The sequence below is a fragment of the Bradyrhizobium sp. genome (genome assembly GCF_047605465.1).
In the GTDB taxonomy this organism is placed as follows: Bacteria; Pseudomonadota; Alphaproteobacteria; order Rhizobiales; family Xanthobacteraceae; genus Bradyrhizobium.
In genome coordinates this window covers 20539-36064 of sequence record NZ_JASGFS010000050.1, presented here as the reverse complement: position 1 = coordinate 36064, position 15526 = coordinate 20539, and the positions used below count along the sequence as shown (strand labels likewise).

Sequence of the window (15526 nt, the reverse complement as noted above, 5' to 3'; positions counted from 1 at the left end):
ATGCCCATGCCGAACATCCCGCCGCCTTTCGCCGCCCCCTACGCACCCGATGACTCCGAGATCGCCGCCCGCCTGCTGCAGGCAGTCCATCTGAGCCAGCCGCAGGACGCACGGATCGACCGCACCGCCACGCGGCTGATCGAAGCGGTCCGCAAGCGTGACGATCGTCTTGGCGGTGTCGAGGACATGCTGCGCGAGTTCGCGCTGTCCACCCGGGAAGGCCTGGCACTGATGGTGCTGGCCGAGGCGCTGCTGCGGGTTCCTGACGCGCGCACCGCCGACCAATTCATCGAGGACAAGCTCGGCGAAGGCGACTTCATCCATCACGAGACCAAGTCCACCGCCTTTTTGGTCAATGCCTCGACCTGGGCGCTCGGCCTGTCGGCGCGGGTGATCCAGCCCGGCGAGACGCCCAACGGCACCATCGGCCGGCTGGTGAAGCGGCTGGGCGCGCCGGCCGTGCGCGCCGCCACGCGCCAGGCGATGCGGCTCATGGGCAATCATTTCGTGCTCGGCGAGACCATCGAGCAGGCACTGGAGCGCGGCCGTCCGCGCTCCGGCCAGCAGCCGCGCTATTCCTTCGACATGCTCGGCGAAGGTGCGCGGACGGCCGCAGACGCGACGCGCTATTTCGACGCCTACGCGAGCGCGATCGAAACCATCGGCAAGGCGGCGGGCAGCTCCCCCCTGCCTGACCGGCCCGGCATCTCCGTGAAGCTGTCGGCCCTGCATCCGCGCTTCGAGGCCATCAGCCGCGAGCGCGTGATGCGCGAGCTGGTGCCTCTCCTGCTCGATCTCGCGCGGCGCGCCAAAACCCATGACCTGAACTTCACCGTCGATGCCGAGGAAGCCGACCGCCTGGAACTGTCGCTCGACGTGATCGCCGCGACACTCGCCGATCCTTCGCTCAAGGGCTGGGACGGATTCGGGCTTGCGATCCAGGCGTACCAGAAGCGTGCAGGCGCCGTGATCGACTACGTCCATGAACTCGCGCGCGCGCATGACCGCAAGCTGATGGTGCGGCTGGTCAAGGGCGCCTATTGGGACACCGAGATCAAGCGCGCACAGGAGCGCGGGCTCGACGGCTATCCGGTGTTCACGCGCAAGGCGATGACGGATCTCAACTACGTCGCCAATGCCGAGAAGCTGCTCGCCTTGCGTCCGCGCATCTTCCCGCAATTCGCCACCCACAACGCGCTGACGGTCGCGACCGTCCTGGAGCTTGCAGGGGACAGCGGCGGCTTCGAGTTCCAGCGCCTCCACGGCATGGGCGAAGCGCTCTACGAGCAGCTTGCGAAGGATCACCCCGGCATCGCCTGCCGCACCTATGCGCCGGTGGGCAGCCATCGCGACCTGCTCGCCTATCTGGTGCGGCGGCTGCTGGAGAATGGCGCGAACTCGTCCTTCGTCGCGCAGGCCGCCGATTATCGCGTGCCGGTCCCGGCGTTGCTGAAGCGGCCGGCCGATCTCGTGGTTCGGCCGGATCAGGCCCACCATGCCCGGATTCCGCTGCCCGTCGATCTCTTCGCGCCGGAGCGGCGGAATTCGCGCGGCATTGAATTCGGAGATCGCGCCGCACTCGACCGTCTGCTCGCGGACGTCGGGGCCGAGACGTCCGACCAAAGACCCATCGCCGATGCGACGCCGGATCAAGCGAACGCGGCGGTGGCCGCGGCGCGCGCTGGCTTTGGCGCCTGGAGCCGCACGCCGGCGGCCACGCGCGCGGCGGCACTGGAGCAGGCCGCGCACCTTCTGGAGAGCCGCAGCGCTCGTTTCCTCGCGCTGCTGCAGCGCGAGGGTGGAAAGACGCTGGACGATGCCCTGTCGGAGCTGCGCGAAGCCGCGGATTTCTGCCGCTACTATGCCGCGCAGGGCCGAAAGCTGTTCGGCACCGAGACGGCGATGCCGGGCCCGACCGGCGAAAGTAACACGCTCGCCATGCGCGGGCGTGGCGTCTTCGTCGCCATCTCGCCCTGGAACTTTCCGCTGGCGATCTTCCTCGGCCAGGTCACGGCGGCGCTGATGGCCGGCAACAGCGTGGTGGCAAAGCCCGCCGAACAGACCCCACGCATCGCGCTCGAAGCCGTGCGGCTGCTGCATGAGGCCGGCATTGCCGCGGACGCGCTGCATCTCGTCACCGGCGACGGCCGCATCGGCGCCGTGCTGACCGCGCACCGGGATATCGCCGGCGCCGTGTTCACCGGCTCGACCGAAGTCGCACGCATCATCAACCGCACGCTCGCCGCCAAGGATGGGCCGATCGTGCCGCTGATCGCGGAGACCGGCGGCATCAACGCCATGATCGCGGATGCGACCGCGCTGCCGGAGCAGGTCGCCGACGACGTCGTGACGTCGGCGTTCCGTTCGGCCGGCCAGCGCTGTTCGGCGCTGCGGCTGCTGTTCGTGCAGGAGGATGTCGCCGACCGCATGATCGAGATGATCGCGGGCGCCGCGAAGGAACTGAAGATCGGCGATCCCGCCGGCGTCGCGACCCATGTCGGGCCGGTGATCGACATGGAAGCCAAGCAGCGTCTCGACGCACATGTCGCGCGGATGAAGACGGAGGCGCGGCTGCATTTTGCCGGCACGGCGCCGGACGGCTGTTTCGTCGCGCCGCACATCTTCGAGCTCAAGGACGCACAACAACTGACCGAGGAGGTCTTCGGCCCGATCCTGCATGTCGTGCGCTATCGCGCCGAGACCCTCGGCCGCGTGCTGCAGGCGGTCGCAGCCACGGGCTACGGCCTCACCCTCGGCATTCACTCCCGCATCGACGACACGGTCGAGACGATCATCGACCGCGCGCAGATCGGCAACATCTACGTCAACCGCAACATGATCGGCGCCGTGGTCGGCGTGCAGCCGTTCGGCGGCAACGGGCTGTCCGGAACCGGCCCGAAGGCCGGCGGCCCGCATTACCTGGCGCGCTTCGCCGCCGAGAAGACCGTGACCATCAACACCGCCGCGGCCGGCGGCAACGCTGCCTTGCTCGCAGGAGAGGAATGAGGCGCGCGAGGAGCGTTGCATCCCGCCGAAACATCGGTCTAATGCTTCCCATGTCTCGTCCGCGCCAATTCCAGCGGGCGGGAAAAAAGAGCGAGGGAGCACGCCGCCATGGAAAAGGGCATTTTTGCAGGCCTGAAAGTTCTGGACTGCGCGAGCTTCATCGCAGCGCCCGCTGCCGCGACCGTGCTGTCGGATTTCGGCGCCGACGTCGTCAAGATCGAGCCGCCGGGCGCCGGCGATCCCTATCGCAATCTTCCGAACCTGCCGGGCTATCCGACCGGCGAGCACAATTTCGCGTGGCTGCTGGAAGCCCGCAACAAGAAGAGCCTCGCGCTCGACCTCTCCAAGCCCGAGGGACAGGCCGTGCTCTACAAGCTGGTGGAAGAGGCCGACGTCTTCATCACCAACATGCCGCCGCCGGTGCGGACCAAGCTCGGCATCACCTACGACCACCTCGCCCATCTCAACGAGCGGCTGATCTATGCCTCCTTCACGGGCTACGGCGAGAAGGGCGAAGAGGCGAACAAACCCGGCTTCGACAGCAACGCCTATTGGGCGCGCTCCGGCCTGATGGACCTCGTCCGCGCCGACACCCACACGACACCGGCCCGCTCCGTCGCGGGCATGGGCGATCATCCCTGCGCCATGGCATTCTACGGCGCGATCGTCACCGCACTCTATCAGCGCGAGAAGACCGGCAAGGGTTCGCATGTCGCCTCCAACCTGATGGCGAACGGCGTGTGGGCGGCAAGCGTGCTGGCACAGGCCAAGCTCTGCGGCTCCAAGTTCGGTGAAAGGCGTCCGCGCGAGCACGCGTTGAACGCGGTCGCCAATCACTATCAGTGCAGGGACGGCCGCTGGCTGATCCTGTCGCTGCTCAACGAGGAGCGGCAATGGCCGATTCTCGCCCGCTGTCTCGGACGCGAGGAACTGATCGCCGATCCGCGCTTCGCCACCAAGCCCGACCGGCATGCCCGCTCGCTCGAGCTGATCAAGATCTTCGACGAGATCTTTGCCACCAAGGACCTCGCCGAGTGGCGGAAAATCCTCGACGGCAGCGGCCTCGTGTTCGGCATCGTCGCCATTCTCGACGACATCCCGAACGACAAGCAGATGCTCGACAACGACGTGCTGGTGCCGTTCGAGAACGACACCATGCTCACCATCAACAGCCCGATCTGGATCGACGGCGCCAAGAAGGTGCAGCCGCGCAAGCCGCCCGCCGTGGGCGAGCACAGTGACGAGATCTTGCGCGGTGCGGGATACGACGAGGCAGCGATCAAGCAGCTCAAATCATCGGGGACGGTGGGGTAAGCTCGGCGCGCCAGTCGTCCCGGCGCAGGCCGGGAGCCATAACTCGAGAGAGTCGTTTGGCGAAGACTCATCGTTCGGGACTTCGACCGATCGTAATCGATGAATTCGGCGGCGGCATGAGTCCCGGCCCGCGCCGGGACGACGGCGGGCCAAGGATGCATTGCCGGACTGCTTCGCTGCGCTCGCAATGACGATGAGCGACCGTCGCGCTATGATGGTCGACAGCGTTCCCTCCATATTCGAGGTCCCATGCCAGACTACCGCCTGCATTACTTCCCGGAATCCGGCAACAGCTACAAGCTGGCGCTGATGTTGACGCTCTGCGGCGAGACCTTCGAGCCGGTCTGGACCGATTTCGGCGGCGGCGTCACCCGCACGCCGGAATGGCGCAGCACCGTGAACGAGATGGGCGAGATCCCGGTGCTCGAGGTCGACGGCGTGAAGATGACGCAGACCGCACCGATCCTGCTGAAGCTGGCCAAGCAGTATGGCCGTTTCGGCGGCGAGACGGCGGACGAGGAGTTCGAGCTGCTGCGCTGGCTTTTCTGGGACAACCACAAGCTCACCGGCTACATGGCGACCTATCGCTTCATGCGGACATTCATCCCGAACGGCGATCCGCAGGTGCTGAAACATTTCCGCTACCGGATCGACGACTTCCTCGGGATCCTTGCCGGGCATCTCCAGCACAACGCCTTCGCGATCGGCGCGAAGCCGTCGGTCGCCGATTTCTCGATGATGGCCTATCTGCACTATCCGAGCGAGGAGCACGGCTACGATTTCGCGACGAGCCATCCCGCCATCCATGCGTGGCTCGGCCGCATCGCCGCGCTGCCGGGCTGGAAATCGGCCTACGACCTTCTGCCGGGCAAGCGACTGACGCATTACGCCAAATAGGGCTTTGGCGCCTGTGCAACTGAATCGTCATGGCCGGGCTCGGCCCGGCCATCCATGATCTTCAGCGCGAATACGAAAACGTCCCCGCATCCGGGACGAACCCGGGCATGACGCGCAGAGATCCTGCTACCGCGACGCCAGCCAGCCGAGCGTGAACAGGATTCCGCCGATGATCACCACCACCGCGATCGCCCAAGTGCTGACGCGGATGCTGCCGGTCACCTGTTTGGCTTCCTCATTCCGCGCGATCTCGCGATTGCGCTCCTTGTTGGCGTCGCCGGTGTCCGTCATGGGTCATCCAAATCGGTTTAGCGCGTCTTGATGAAGCACATGCCGATGCGGCTCGAAGCCGAAGCAGCCTGACAGGTGAGACCTTTAGCACAGGTCCATGACGTAAAACTCGTGTCGGCCGTTCCCGATCCCGGATTCTGCAAATAACAATGCGCGCCCCAGCCGTCCTGGTACTCGGTCCCGGCGAGCTCCCGGCTGCCGCGGAGCTGCGGCCGGCTGGAAAATCCGCGTGAGAAATCAGGACGTTTGCCCGCGGCGAACGCGGCCAGGATGTCGCGGCGGCGGACTTGATCGCCGAAGAAATGCGGCGAGGCCGGCACGATGGTGGAATTGGAGGGCTTGTCGGCAAGCCAGTCGACGCCCGGAAAATGGAAGCCGCCGATGCCGCGGGTCAGGTGGCAACCGGCACAGGTGACATCGTTGAGCCGGCGCTGGAAACCGGCGACCGAGCGGATGTTCTGCATCGTGATGCCGCGCGCGGCGGCCTGCTTCAGCGCGCCGACCACGTCGTCATCGGTGAAGACGGGATCATCCTTGCCTTTGTCGCGCCCCTCGCCCGGCATCATCCCGAACTCCGGCTGCAGATCCGATGCGTCGAATCCGGCCGGCGTCGGTACGATTGCGGCCTTGGCCAGAAACCTGTCCGGGATCAGCACCGTGCCGCGATCGAAGTCGCGGAAATGATCGGGCTCGAGCAGCCAAGCCTTGAAGTCGCGCAGCAGCGCGCCGCTGGCGAGAATACTGTCGCGGTCGATCTGGTTTTCCAGCGTCGATTCCTCGAACTGCTTCGCCGCAGGATCATACTTGAAAACCTTCAGCAGATAGTCGGAACGGAAATCGTGCAATGCCGATTTCGGCGCGATGGAGATCTGGATGTTGGTCTCGATGCGATCGAGCATGGCATCGTCGGGATGGAGGCGATCGCCGATCAACCCCTGCCAGTCGCCGTTGCCGAGCCAGCGCCGGGCCACATCGGCGCAGGTGATGTGCTTGCCACCTTGCCCGGTCTGCCGCGCATCCCTCGCCTTCATCACAAGGTTGATCGTCATCGGCAGGCGCGTCGCCGTCCTGCTGCCGTCAGGCTGCGCGTCGAAACGGGCCAGGCGATAGATCAGCCTGATCTCGCCGCAGGAATCCTCCGAGACGTAGGCGCGGTCCATGCGGTTGACGATGCCGGCGAGCACGAAGCGCGTGTCGCGGGATCTCAGGACGGTCCGATCGAACAACTGGACGTCGAAGCCCTCGCCGACGCCGATGGTTTCGCTGGGCGAGGCGGCCTCGTGCCGCGCGACGTAGCGATCGAACTCCGCATCGAGTGCCGGCAGAACCTGCTGGAGTTTCGGGGCGTGTGAGAGCAGGTCGTTGGTGAGCGGGCCATCCGCGTTCCGCTCCGGCCACAACAGACGCGAGATCGTGAATGCGTCGCGCTGATCGAGGCTGCGCAGCAGACCGGGGTCCATGATCGCGGCGCCGCGTGCGAGCGGTGGATTCTCTGCCGCAGATAGCGACATGGCACCACCGCAAAGCGCGGCGACGGCAACGAGAATTCGCAACGCGCGGCCCATGCCTCCACTAACACCGCGCGACGACGGCTATTCAAGCAAAAAGGCGCTTCACATCGTGGTGAAGCGCCTTTCCGCGAACTCGGATGCCGATCGGCTCAGCGTGCGACGATCAGGCCCTTGCTGGTGACGACCACCCAGCGGCCGTCCTGGCGGCGGATCGCATCGACGCGGCCGACGCCGGGGATGGGATCGCCGGCATAGACCTCGTAGAGGCCTCCCCGGCCTTCGATCAGCGCGCCGCCATTGGCGACGTCGCGCAACACCCAGCCCTCGACCATCGGCAACCGGCCGACTTCGGTCCTGGGTGCCGCGGGGGCGGCGGGGGCCGGCGCGGCGGTGGCAACCTGGGTCGGCGCGATCGAGCCGGTCGTCTCCTTCGCGGCCGCGGCGGCTGCCGCCGGTGCGGGCGCGGTGGCCGGCGCGGTGCGCAGCTTGTCGACGGTCTCCGACAGCTTTGCGAGCTTGGCCATCGGCTCGGCCTGGGCCTTCTCGAGCTTGTCGAGGCGGTCATTGGCCCGGTTGAACTGGTTCAGGCCGGTCTTCGAGGTGTGCTCGACATTGGCCTTGAGGGCGACGATGTCGGCATCGATCCGAGCCACGGAGGCATCCAGCGCACTGGTGTCGGCGACCTGTGCCGGCGCCTGGGCGGCGGAGAAATGCATGACACCGACGGTCGCGAGCGCGCCGCTGATCGCGCCGATGCTTGCCGCGATCGCCACCATTGCGGCCATCGCCGACAGGCGGCGCTTGCCGGCGGGCTCGCGCGTCTCATCCGCCTTCACATGCGGCGCGAAATCCTCGCGATCCCAGGAACGGTCCGAGGGGGCCATGACGATGAGCTTGCCGGGCTTCGGCTCGGGCCTGGATCCGGCCTCGGACCTGGCGCCGATCTGGGGCAGATCGATCCTGGCGGCGTCGATCTTGGACGCCTCGATCTTGGGAGGCTCGATCCTCGGAGATTCGGGCTTCGCCAGATCGGCCTTGGGCGGCGCCTCGTGGTCGGGGGCGATCGAGGGAGCCTCGACGCCCGCGGCGACCTCGACGGCCTGCGGGGCGGCGGCATCAACGGCGCCAGTGTCCTGGGCGGCCTGCTCGGGCATTGCTTCACTCACGGCTCAAATACTCCAGTCCAGATTGACCTTTTGGTAACTTTCATTGCTTGCGAAATCCTTACCTCGGGACCCGCTTACCGAAATTTTAGGAACTCCTCCGGGGCCGAATTGCGCCGGGAAAGTGGAACCGGCGTGGCAGCGCCGCGCAAATTGTAAGCCCATGCCCCCGCCCCCACCCGAACTCACTGTTTGCCCGTCATTGTTCCCCGGCTAACATGGATCGTCCCGCCAGCCAGAAAGGCCAGGGAGTGCCATGACGATCGAGAAGTGCATCAACGCGTTTGGTGTCGATGACGTCATCTTCGAGGAGGGCTCGACCGGCCGCGAGCTGTTCGTGGTTCTCGACGGCGAGGTCGAGATCGCCAAAGTCGACGGCCCGGCCAGAACCACCATCGTCAAGCTCGGCAAGGGCGAGTTCTTCGGCGAGATGGCCGTGATCGACGGCTCGGCGCGCTCGGCGACGGCGATCGCGGCGGCGCCGAACACCAGGGTGATGAGGATCAACCACGCCCGCTTCGTCTATCTCGTCAGCCAGCAGCCGGCCTTCGCATTGATGGTGATGGATGCGCTGTCCAAGCGCCTGCGCGCCTCCAACGCCGTGACCTATCGGGCGCCGCAGCCATGAGCGACCGCAAACCGGCCTCCTTCCCGATCGTGATGAAGAACGACATCTGCTCGCTGATCCAGGCGACCGATGACGTCTTCCAGATCCGCTTCTCCAACCGCGCCGCCAACGCCTATCTGGTGCGCGGCTCGGCGCGGACCATCCTGATCGACGTCGGACTGTCGTCGAACTATCCGGCGATGGTGGAATGCCTCGAATTCGCCGGCTGCCCGCCGGACAAGATCGACATGGTGGTGCTGAGCCACGAGCATCTCGACCATATCGGCGCCGCCTGGCACTTCAACGAACGCCGCACGTTCGTCGCCGCCCATCGGCTCGCCGCCAACAAGATCATGCTGCGCGACGACTTCTCGATGCTGCGCAAGATGTTCAACGAACCGAACGTGCCGATCAACATCGACATCTGGCTCGAGGAAGGCAATCTGATCGACCTCGGTAATTTTCGTCTGAACGTGATGTACACGCCGGGCCACACCTCGGCCTGCATCACGTTGTTCGACCAGGACAAGGGCCTGCTGTTCGCGGCCGACACTTTGATGCCCGGCGGCGTGATGGGCGGCGTGTTCGGCTCCGGCAGCATCGCCGACTACATCCAGTCGCTGGAGCGCCTCAAGGGGCTGAATTCGAAGATCCTGCTCTCCGGCCACGGCCGGCTGTCGGACACACCTCAGGAGGACGTCCGCATTGCGATCGCCAGATCGCACGGCCTGCTCGAGGACACCGCGCAATTGTTCGACGCACTCGACGCGCGCTCGAACTTCGAGCCGATCATGCAATCGGTGCGGGACCTGAACAAGCTGGATGATTGATCGCGAAAGCTTCTCTGCCGGCCTCGTCATTGCAAACGCAGCGAAGCAGTCCAGAGTCTTGCCACTGTAACAGTCTGGATCGCTTCGCTCCGCTCGCAATGATGGAGTAGATCGCCCCCACGCCTATCGTCACATCACCACCGGGGTGTCGGGGAGTTCGTTGTGGTGGGGGCCCACGGACGGAAAATGTGCGGACAATTGCCGCGAAACCGCCTCAATGCCGCCGATCACCCCGCGTTCGAACTGCCCGGACCTGAATTCGGCTTCCATCGCGCGGCAGATGGTTTCCCAGCCATGGGCCCCGACCTTCGCATCGATGCCGCGGTCGGCGACGATCTCGACATCGCGGTCGGCGAGCAGGAGATAGATGAGGACGCCGTTGTTGTGAACGGTGTCCCAGATCCGCAAATGCGAGAACACGTCGAGCGCGCGCGCGCGTGCAGGCTGGTTGCGGAACAGCGGCGTGCCGTCGAGCGCGGCCTCGACGACGAAGCGGATCTGGCCGGAATGGGTGGCCTCGCCGCGCTTGATCGCCTGCTCGATGCGGTCGAGCACGTCCTGCCGAAACACCTGTTTCGCACGCCAATGGTGCTGCAGGAGATGCCGGGTGATGCGCCTGATGCTCATGAACCTTACCAGCTCCCCGATGCGCCGCCGCCGCCGAAGCTGCCACCGCCGCCGCTGAAGCCGCCGCTGGACGAGGATCCGCCGCTCCAGCCGCCTCCCGACGAGGAGCCGCTCGACCAGGAGCCGCGTCGCGAGTAGCCCGTGCCCGGCCCGGTCGTCATGGGAACGAGATCGGCGATGAAGGCGAGCACGAAGGCGATGGCGCCGACGGCCAGCGCGAGGCCGAAGGAGCCGACCAGGAACCATGCCAGCGCTGCGAGCACGCCGCCGGTCGCAACCGAGCCGAGCAGGCGCCCCAACATCGTGCGCAGGATGCCGCCGACGAACAGCGAAGCGAACAGGGCGAAGGGAACGACCGGTCCCAACTCCCCGAGGTCGCTGCTGAAACTCGTGCTCGGCGCGGGCGCCGGCAACGGCTCGCCGTCGATCACGCTGATGATGCGGTCGACACCATCCGAGATGCCGCCGTCGAAGTCGCCGGTCCTGAACTTCGGCGTGATGACCTCGTCGATGATCCGCCGCGAGGTGACGTCGGTGAGCGCGCCTTCGAGCCCGTAGCCGACCTCGATGCGCAAGTGCCGGTCATCCTTGGCGACGACGAGGATCGCCCCGTCGTCGACCTTCTTGCGTCCGATCTTCCAGGCATCCGCCACGCGGATCGCGTATTGCTCGATCGTCTCGGGCTGCGTGGTCGGCACGATCAGCACGGCGATCTGGCTGCCCTTCCGCGTCTCGAAGTCCCGCAGCTTCTGCGTCAGCGCAGCGACGTCCCCGCTCGACAGCGTGCCGGTCTGGTCGACCACGCGGCCGGTCAGTTGTGGCACGGCGACGTCGGCAGAGGCAGGGAGCGCAAAGGCGAGGAAGAGGAATGCGACCAGCAAGCCTCCGCGCGACAACGCCGCACGACGATGCCGCAGCAACATGACTGTCATCGTCATCGCCCGGCGCGACCGGGCGATCCGGCATGCCAGAGACACCATGAGCATTCGGAGAAGCCGCGGCGTACCGGATTCCCCGCTTTCGCGGGGACTGACGGCGTTTGGTGGAGCGAAGCGCATTCGCAAAACGGCGTGCGCTATTTCGACGTCGCGGGCGCCGGGTTGAAGTCGACCTTGGGCGCGGTCGAGATCTCCTTCTCGTTCTCGACCGAGAAATTCGGCTTCTCCTTGTAACCGAACACCATCGCGGTGAGGTTGCTCGGGAAGGAACGGATGGTGACGTTGTAATCCTGAACCGACTTGATGTAGCGGTTGCGCGCCACAGTGATGCGGTTCTCGGTGCCCTCGAGCTGCGACATCAGATCCTTGAACAGCGCGTCCGATTTGAGCTGCGGATAGTTTTCGGTGACGACCAGCAGGCGCGAGAGAGCGCTGGAGAGCTCGCCCTGGGCTGCCTGGAACTTCTGGAACGCGGCCGGGTCGTTGAGCACCTCGGGCGTCGCCTGGATGCTACCGACCTTGGCCCGCGCATTCGTGACCCCGAGCAGCACGTCCTTCTCCTGCTGCGCGAAGCCCTTCACCGAATTGACGAGATTGGGCACGAGGTCGGCACGGCGCTGATACTGGTTCACGACTTCCGACCAGTTCGCCTTGATCTGCTCGTCCTCGCCCTGGATGGCGTTGTAGCCGCAATTGGTCAGGCTGAGCGAAGCCAGCGCCGCCAACACAGTCAGGATCTTGCGCATCAAATTTCTCCCGATGGAATCCGGGGCAAACTACCAGATTGAGTGCGCAAGACGCCAGACGTCTTGCGCGTGTGACACGAAAAGCAGCCGGCTGACGCAAGCCTCTTGCCTATCACTGGCTGACATAGTCAACTCGGGCAAAACAAGAATGGAAGTACCAGGGAAACGCGATGACCTCGTTCGAGACCATCCTCGTGGAGAGGCCGGAGCCGGCGATCACCCGAATCGTGATGAACCGGCCGGATGCGCGCAACGCGCAGAACCTGCAGATGACCTACGACCTCAACGCCGCCTTCGACGCGGCCGTGCAGGACGATGCGGTCAAGGTGATCATCCTCGCCAGCAACGGGCCGCACTTCTCCTCGGGGCATGATCTACGTCCAGGCGGCAAGAACGCCGCCGGCACCGATTTTCCGCCGATCGGAAATTGGGGCGGATTCGCCGAGCCCAACGCGCATGGCCGCTTCGCGCGCGAGCAGGAAATATATCTCCAGATCACACGGCGCTGGCGCAACCTCGCCAAGCCGATGATCGCCGAGGTGCATGGCAAATGCATCGCCGGCGGCCTGATGCTGGCCTGGGCCTGTGACCTCATCATCGCCAGCGACGATGCCCAGTTCTGTGATCCCGTCGTCACCATGGGCGTCTGCGGCGTCGAATGGTTCGTGCATCCCTGGGAGCTTGGTCCGCGCAAGGCCAAGGAATTCCTGTTCACCGCCGACAGCTGGAGTGCCCAGGAAGCGCATCAGCTCGGCATGGTCAACCAGGTCGTGCCCCGTGCGGAACTGTCGGCGAGCGTGCTGGCGCTGGCGCGCAGGATCGCGGCAAAGCCGTCTTTCGCGCTGAAGCTGACCAAGGAGGCGGTCAACCGCTCGGTCGACGTGATGGGCCAGCCGGCGGCAATCGACCAGGCCTTTGCACTGCATCAGCTGTGCCATGCGCACAATCTTCAGGAATTCGGCATGGTGGTCGATCCTTCAGGCCTGCATCCCTCCGTGCGCAAGCCGCCGGCGGCCGCGGAGTAGCCCCGATGGATCTCAATCTCAGCGACGAGCAACGGTTGCTGCGCGAGAGCGCGGAACGCTTCGTGGCCGAAAGCTACGATGCCGATCACCGGCGCAGCATGGCGAACGATCCGCGCGGCTTCAGCCCGGCGATCTGGAAGCAGTTCGCCGACCTCGGCTGGCTGGCGCTGCCGATCGCGGAGGAGTTCGGCGGACTCGGTGGCGGTGCCGTCGAAATCGGAATCCTGATGGAGGCCTTCGGCCGAGGGCTGGTGTCCGAACCCTATGTCGCTACGGTCGTATTGGGGGCCGCGCTGATCGAAAAGTGCGGCAGCACCTCCCAGAAACAGGCCACCCTGCCGAGGGTCGCCGACGGCACGTTGAAGCTCGCCTTCGCCCATTCCGAGCGCGCGGCCCGGTTCGATCTCGCCAAGGTCGCGACGACAGCCGGCAAGACGGCGCAGGGCTGGCGTCTCGCGGGCAGCAAGATCGCCGTGCTCGACGGCCATGCCGCCGATGAGATCATCGTTTCCGCACATGTCCACGACCACCGGGGACCGTCGGGACGGATCGGCCTGTTCCTGGTGCCGGTGTCGACGCCGGGCCTCGCGATCTCGGACTATCCGCGCCTCGGCGGCGGACGCGCCTGCAACATCGAGCTGTCCGACGTGCAACTTCCTCAGGACGCTCTCCTCGGCGACAGCGAGGACGCGCTGCCCGCGATCGCATGGGCCGTCGACCGCGCCATGGCCGCGCTCGGTGCGGAGGCCGTCGGCATCATGCAGACGCTGCTCGAGACCACGCTCGAGTACACCAAGATCCGCAAGCAGTTTGGCCGCCCCTTGTCCGCCAACCAGGTGATCCGCCACCGCCTCGCCGACATGGCGATGCAGGTCGACGAGGCTCGCTCGATGGCTCTGCGCGCCGCGCTGAAGGCTGACAGCGCACCGGTCGAACGGGGGCGCGCCGCCTCCGGCGCCAAGGCGAAGATCGGCAAATGCGCGCGTTTCGTCGGCGAGCAGTCGATCCAGCTTCATGGTGGCATGGGCGTTACCGAAGAGCTCGAGGTCGGCGCCTATTTCAAGCGGCTGATCGCCTTCGACACGCTGTTTGGCGGCAGCGCGCATCATTACGGCCGCCACGCCGCGCTTGGCCGCAGTACCGTGCCCGTCTGAAGAAGGAGCGCACCATGGACCTGTCGTTCAATGCCGAAGAGCGCGCCTTCCAGAGTGAGGTCCGCGGCTTCATTGCGAAGAACCTGACGGAAGATATGAAGCGCGCGACGGCGCTGACGCCGTCGGTGTTTTCCGATCCGGACATCGGCATGGCCTGGCAGCGCGCGCTGCACGCCAATGGCTGGGGCGCGCCGGGCTGGCCGGCCGATCACGGCGGGCCGGACTGGACTCCGGCGCAGCGCTGGATCTTCGAGACCGAATGCGCCCGCGCCGGCGTGCCGAACGTCAACGTGATGGGCGTGAAGATGGTCGGGCCGGTCATCATCGGCTTCGGCAGCCCCGAGCAGAAGAACTTCTATCTGCCGCGCATCCTGTCCGGTGAGGACTATTGGTGCCAGGGCTACTCGGAACCGGGCTCCGGCTCCGACCTCTCCTCGCTGAAGACGCGCGCGGTGCGCGATGGCGACGACTACATCATCAACGGCACCAAGATCTGGACCACGCACGCGCATCACGCCAACCGCATGTTCGCGCTGGTGCGTACCAGCGACGGCCCCCGGCAGCAGGACGGAATCAGCTTCATCCTGATCGACATGAAAACACCGGGCATCACGACACGCCCCATTCTCACCATCGGCGGCGATCACGAAGTCAACCAGGTGTTCTTCGACGACGTGCGCGTGCCCGTCGCCAACCGCGTCGGCGAGGAAGGCAAGGGCTGGACCTACGGCAAATATCTGCTCGAATTCGAGCGCGGCGCGGGTATCGCGTCGGCGAAGCTGCGCGAGGGATTGAGAGCGATCGCCGATCTCGCCGAATCTGATCTCACGGGTCGCGCGATCGACAGTGCCGACATCGCCACCCGCCTCTCCGAGGTCGAAGTCGACATCGACGCACTGGAGATGACCGAGTTGCGCGTGCTCTCCGCCCTCCAGACCGGGCAGAACCCCGGCGCGGTGTCGTCGATCCTCAAGCTGCGCAACAGCGAGATCCGCCAGGCCGTGACCAGGCTCGGCGCCGCTGTGATCGGTCACGATGCGCTCGCGGTCGAGCCGATGCGCCCGCTCTACAAGCTCAACCACGAACCGGCGATTTCCGAGGAGATGCTGACGGTGGTGCCGGAATATCTCAACGGCCGGGCCTATACGATCTTCGGCGGCACATCCGAGATCCAGCGCGACATCATCGCCAAGATGATGCTGGGGATCTAGCGCACACTGGCGCGACCTTCTCCACTGTCGTCCCGGACAAGCGCAGCAAAGCGGAGCGCAGATTCGGGACCCGTAACCACAGGCGGGTGTGGTTACGGGCACTGCGAGTTGTCAGCGTCGCGCGGCAACTCCTCCCTGTCATCATGGGTCCCGGGCTCGCGCTTTGCGCGCCCCGGGACGACGGCAGAGAGCGCGGCGACAGCCCG

General features: G+C 65.8%; 14 protein-coding genes. 8 read left to right on the top strand and 6 right to left on the bottom strand.

Going from position 1 to position 15526, the window contains the following annotated elements:
• Positions 1 to 6 precede the first annotated feature (6 nt).
• The 3 genes from putA to QM712_RS27315 all read left to right on the top strand — a co-directional run bounded on the left by putA (position 7) and on the right by QM712_RS27315 (position 5217).
• The gene (gene putA / locus QM712_RS27325; protein WP_415026263.1) at positions 7 to 3006 is read left to right on the top strand and encodes a bifunctional proline dehydrogenase/L-glutamate gamma-semialdehyde dehydrogenase PutA; all 3000 of its coding nucleotides are present in this window, start codon (positions 7 to 9) and stop codon (positions 3004 to 3006) included.
• Positions 3007 to 3114: 108 nt separating this feature from the next.
• A complete protein-coding gene (locus QM712_RS27320; RefSeq protein ID WP_415026262.1) occupies positions 3115 to 4320 on the top strand; it encodes a CaiB/BaiF CoA transferase family protein in 1206 nt (401 codons plus the stop codon).
• Between the two features lie 249 nt (positions 4321 to 4569).
• Complete coding sequence (locus QM712_RS27315) at positions 4570 to 5217, top strand: glutathione S-transferase family protein (protein ID WP_415026261.1); 648 nt, start codon at positions 4570 to 4572, stop codon at positions 5215 to 5217.
• A gap of 126 nt (positions 5218 to 5343) precedes the next feature.
• Here QM712_RS27315 and QM712_RS27310 read toward each other — a convergent pair whose 3' ends face one another.
• The 3 genes from QM712_RS27310 to QM712_RS27300 form a co-directional block, all read right to left on the bottom strand.
• Positions 5344 to 5508, bottom strand: a complete 165-nt coding sequence (locus QM712_RS27310) for a hypothetical protein (RefSeq protein WP_415026260.1) — start codon at positions 5506 to 5508, stop codon at positions 5344 to 5346.
• Positions 5509 to 5525: 17 nt separating this feature from the next.
• Complete coding sequence (locus QM712_RS27305) at positions 5526 to 7073, bottom strand: hypothetical protein (RefSeq protein WP_415026259.1); 1548 nt, start codon at positions 7071 to 7073, stop codon at positions 5526 to 5528.
• A gap of 95 nt (positions 7074 to 7168) precedes the next feature.
• A complete protein-coding gene (locus QM712_RS27300) occupies positions 7169 to 8173 on the bottom strand; it encodes a hypothetical protein (RefSeq protein WP_415026275.1) in 1005 nt (334 codons plus the stop codon).
• Between the two features lie 265 nt (positions 8174 to 8438).
• On the opposite strand from QM712_RS27300, the gene QM712_RS27295 reads away from it, so the two are divergent.
• The gene (locus QM712_RS27295; protein ID WP_415026258.1) at positions 8439 to 8810 is read left to right on the top strand and encodes a Crp/Fnr family transcriptional regulator; all 372 of its coding nucleotides are present in this window, start codon (positions 8439 to 8441) and stop codon (positions 8808 to 8810) included.
• Positions 8807 to 9619: an MBL fold metallo-hydrolase gene (locus QM712_RS27290; protein ID WP_415026257.1), complete on the top strand. Its 813-nt coding sequence runs from the start codon at positions 8807 to 8809 to the stop codon at positions 9617 to 9619. The genes QM712_RS27295 and QM712_RS27290 overlap by 4 nt, the downstream gene beginning before the upstream one ends.
• A gap of 129 nt (positions 9620 to 9748) precedes the next feature.
• Here the strand turns inward: QM712_RS27290 and QM712_RS27285 are convergent, their stop codons facing one another.
• The 3 genes from QM712_RS27285 to QM712_RS27275 all read right to left on the bottom strand — a co-directional run bounded on the left by QM712_RS27285 (position 9749) and on the right by QM712_RS27275 (position 11930).
• Complete coding sequence (locus QM712_RS27285; RefSeq protein ID WP_415026256.1) at positions 9749 to 10246, bottom strand: TPM domain-containing protein; 498 nt, start codon at positions 10244 to 10246, stop codon at positions 9749 to 9751.
• A gap of 5 nt (positions 10247 to 10251) precedes the next feature.
• Positions 10252 to 11178, bottom strand: coding sequence for a TPM domain-containing protein (locus tag QM712_RS27280; RefSeq protein ID WP_415026255.1), 927 nt, complete (start codon positions 11176 to 11178; stop codon positions 10252 to 10254).
• 143 nt (positions 11179 to 11321) lie between these two features.
• On the bottom strand, positions 11322 to 11930 hold the full coding sequence (locus QM712_RS27275; protein ID WP_415026254.1) for a LemA family protein: 609 nt from the start codon (positions 11928 to 11930) through the stop codon (positions 11322 to 11324).
• 170 nt (positions 11931 to 12100) lie between these two features.
• On the opposite strand from QM712_RS27275, the gene QM712_RS27270 reads away from it, so the two are divergent.
• The 3 genes from QM712_RS27270 to QM712_RS27260 are packed head-to-tail and all read left to right on the top strand — an operon-like array spanning position 12101 to position 15320.
• The gene (locus QM712_RS27270; RefSeq protein ID WP_415026253.1) at positions 12101 to 12955 is read left to right on the top strand and encodes an enoyl-CoA hydratase; all 855 of its coding nucleotides are present in this window, start codon (positions 12101 to 12103) and stop codon (positions 12953 to 12955) included.
• Between the two features lie 5 nt (positions 12956 to 12960).
• Entirely contained in the window at positions 12961 to 14109 is a 1149-nt protein-coding gene (locus tag QM712_RS27265) for an acyl-CoA dehydrogenase family protein (protein WP_415026252.1), read from the top strand.
• Positions 14110 to 14123: 14 nt separating this feature from the next.
• Positions 14124 to 15320, top strand: coding sequence for an acyl-CoA dehydrogenase family protein (locus QM712_RS27260; protein ID WP_415026251.1), 1197 nt, complete (start codon positions 14124 to 14126; stop codon positions 15318 to 15320).
• Positions 15321 to 15526: the final 206 nt, after the last annotated feature.

Coding starts and splice junctions, on each gene's coding strand:
- QM712_RS27290 (WP_415026257.1), top strand. CDS start 8,807: ATGAGCGACCGCAAACCGGCCTCCTTCCCGATCGTGATGAAGAACGAC.
- QM712_RS27285 (WP_415026256.1), bottom strand. CDS start 10,246: ATGAGCATCAGGCGCATCACCCGGCATCTCCTGCAGCACCATTGGCGT.
- QM712_RS27310 (WP_415026260.1), bottom strand. CDS start 5,508: ATGACGGACACCGGCGACGCCAACAAGGAGCGCAATCGCGAGATCGCG.
- QM712_RS27270 (WP_415026253.1), top strand. CDS start 12,101: ATGACCTCGTTCGAGACCATCCTCGTGGAGAGGCCGGAGCCGGCGATC.
- QM712_RS27300 (WP_415026275.1), bottom strand. CDS start 8,173: ATGCCCGAGCAGGCCGCCCAGGACACTGGCGCCGTTGATGCCGCCGCC.
- QM712_RS27280 (WP_415026255.1), bottom strand. CDS start 11,178: ATGACAGTCATGTTGCTGCGGCATCGTCGTGCGGCGTTGTCGCGCGGA.
- QM712_RS27265 (WP_415026252.1), top strand. CDS start 12,961: ATGGATCTCAATCTCAGCGACGAGCAACGGTTGCTGCGCGAGAGCGCG.
- QM712_RS27315 (WP_415026261.1), top strand. CDS start 4,570: ATGCCAGACTACCGCCTGCATTACTTCCCGGAATCCGGCAACAGCTAC.
- QM712_RS27305 (WP_415026259.1), bottom strand. CDS start 7,073: ATGGGCCGCGCGTTGCGAATTCTCGTTGCCGTCGCCGCGCTTTGCGGT.
- QM712_RS27260 (WP_415026251.1), top strand. CDS start 14,124: ATGGACCTGTCGTTCAATGCCGAAGAGCGCGCCTTCCAGAGTGAGGTC.
- QM712_RS27320 (WP_415026262.1), top strand. CDS start 3,115: ATGGAAAAGGGCATTTTTGCAGGCCTGAAAGTTCTGGACTGCGCGAGC.
- putA (WP_415026263.1), top strand. CDS start 7: ATGCCGAACATCCCGCCGCCTTTCGCCGCCCCCTACGCACCCGATGAC.
- QM712_RS27295 (WP_415026258.1), top strand. CDS start 8,439: ATGACGATCGAGAAGTGCATCAACGCGTTTGGTGTCGATGACGTCATC.
- QM712_RS27275 (WP_415026254.1), bottom strand. CDS start 11,930: ATGCGCAAGATCCTGACTGTGTTGGCGGCGCTGGCTTCGCTCAGCCTG.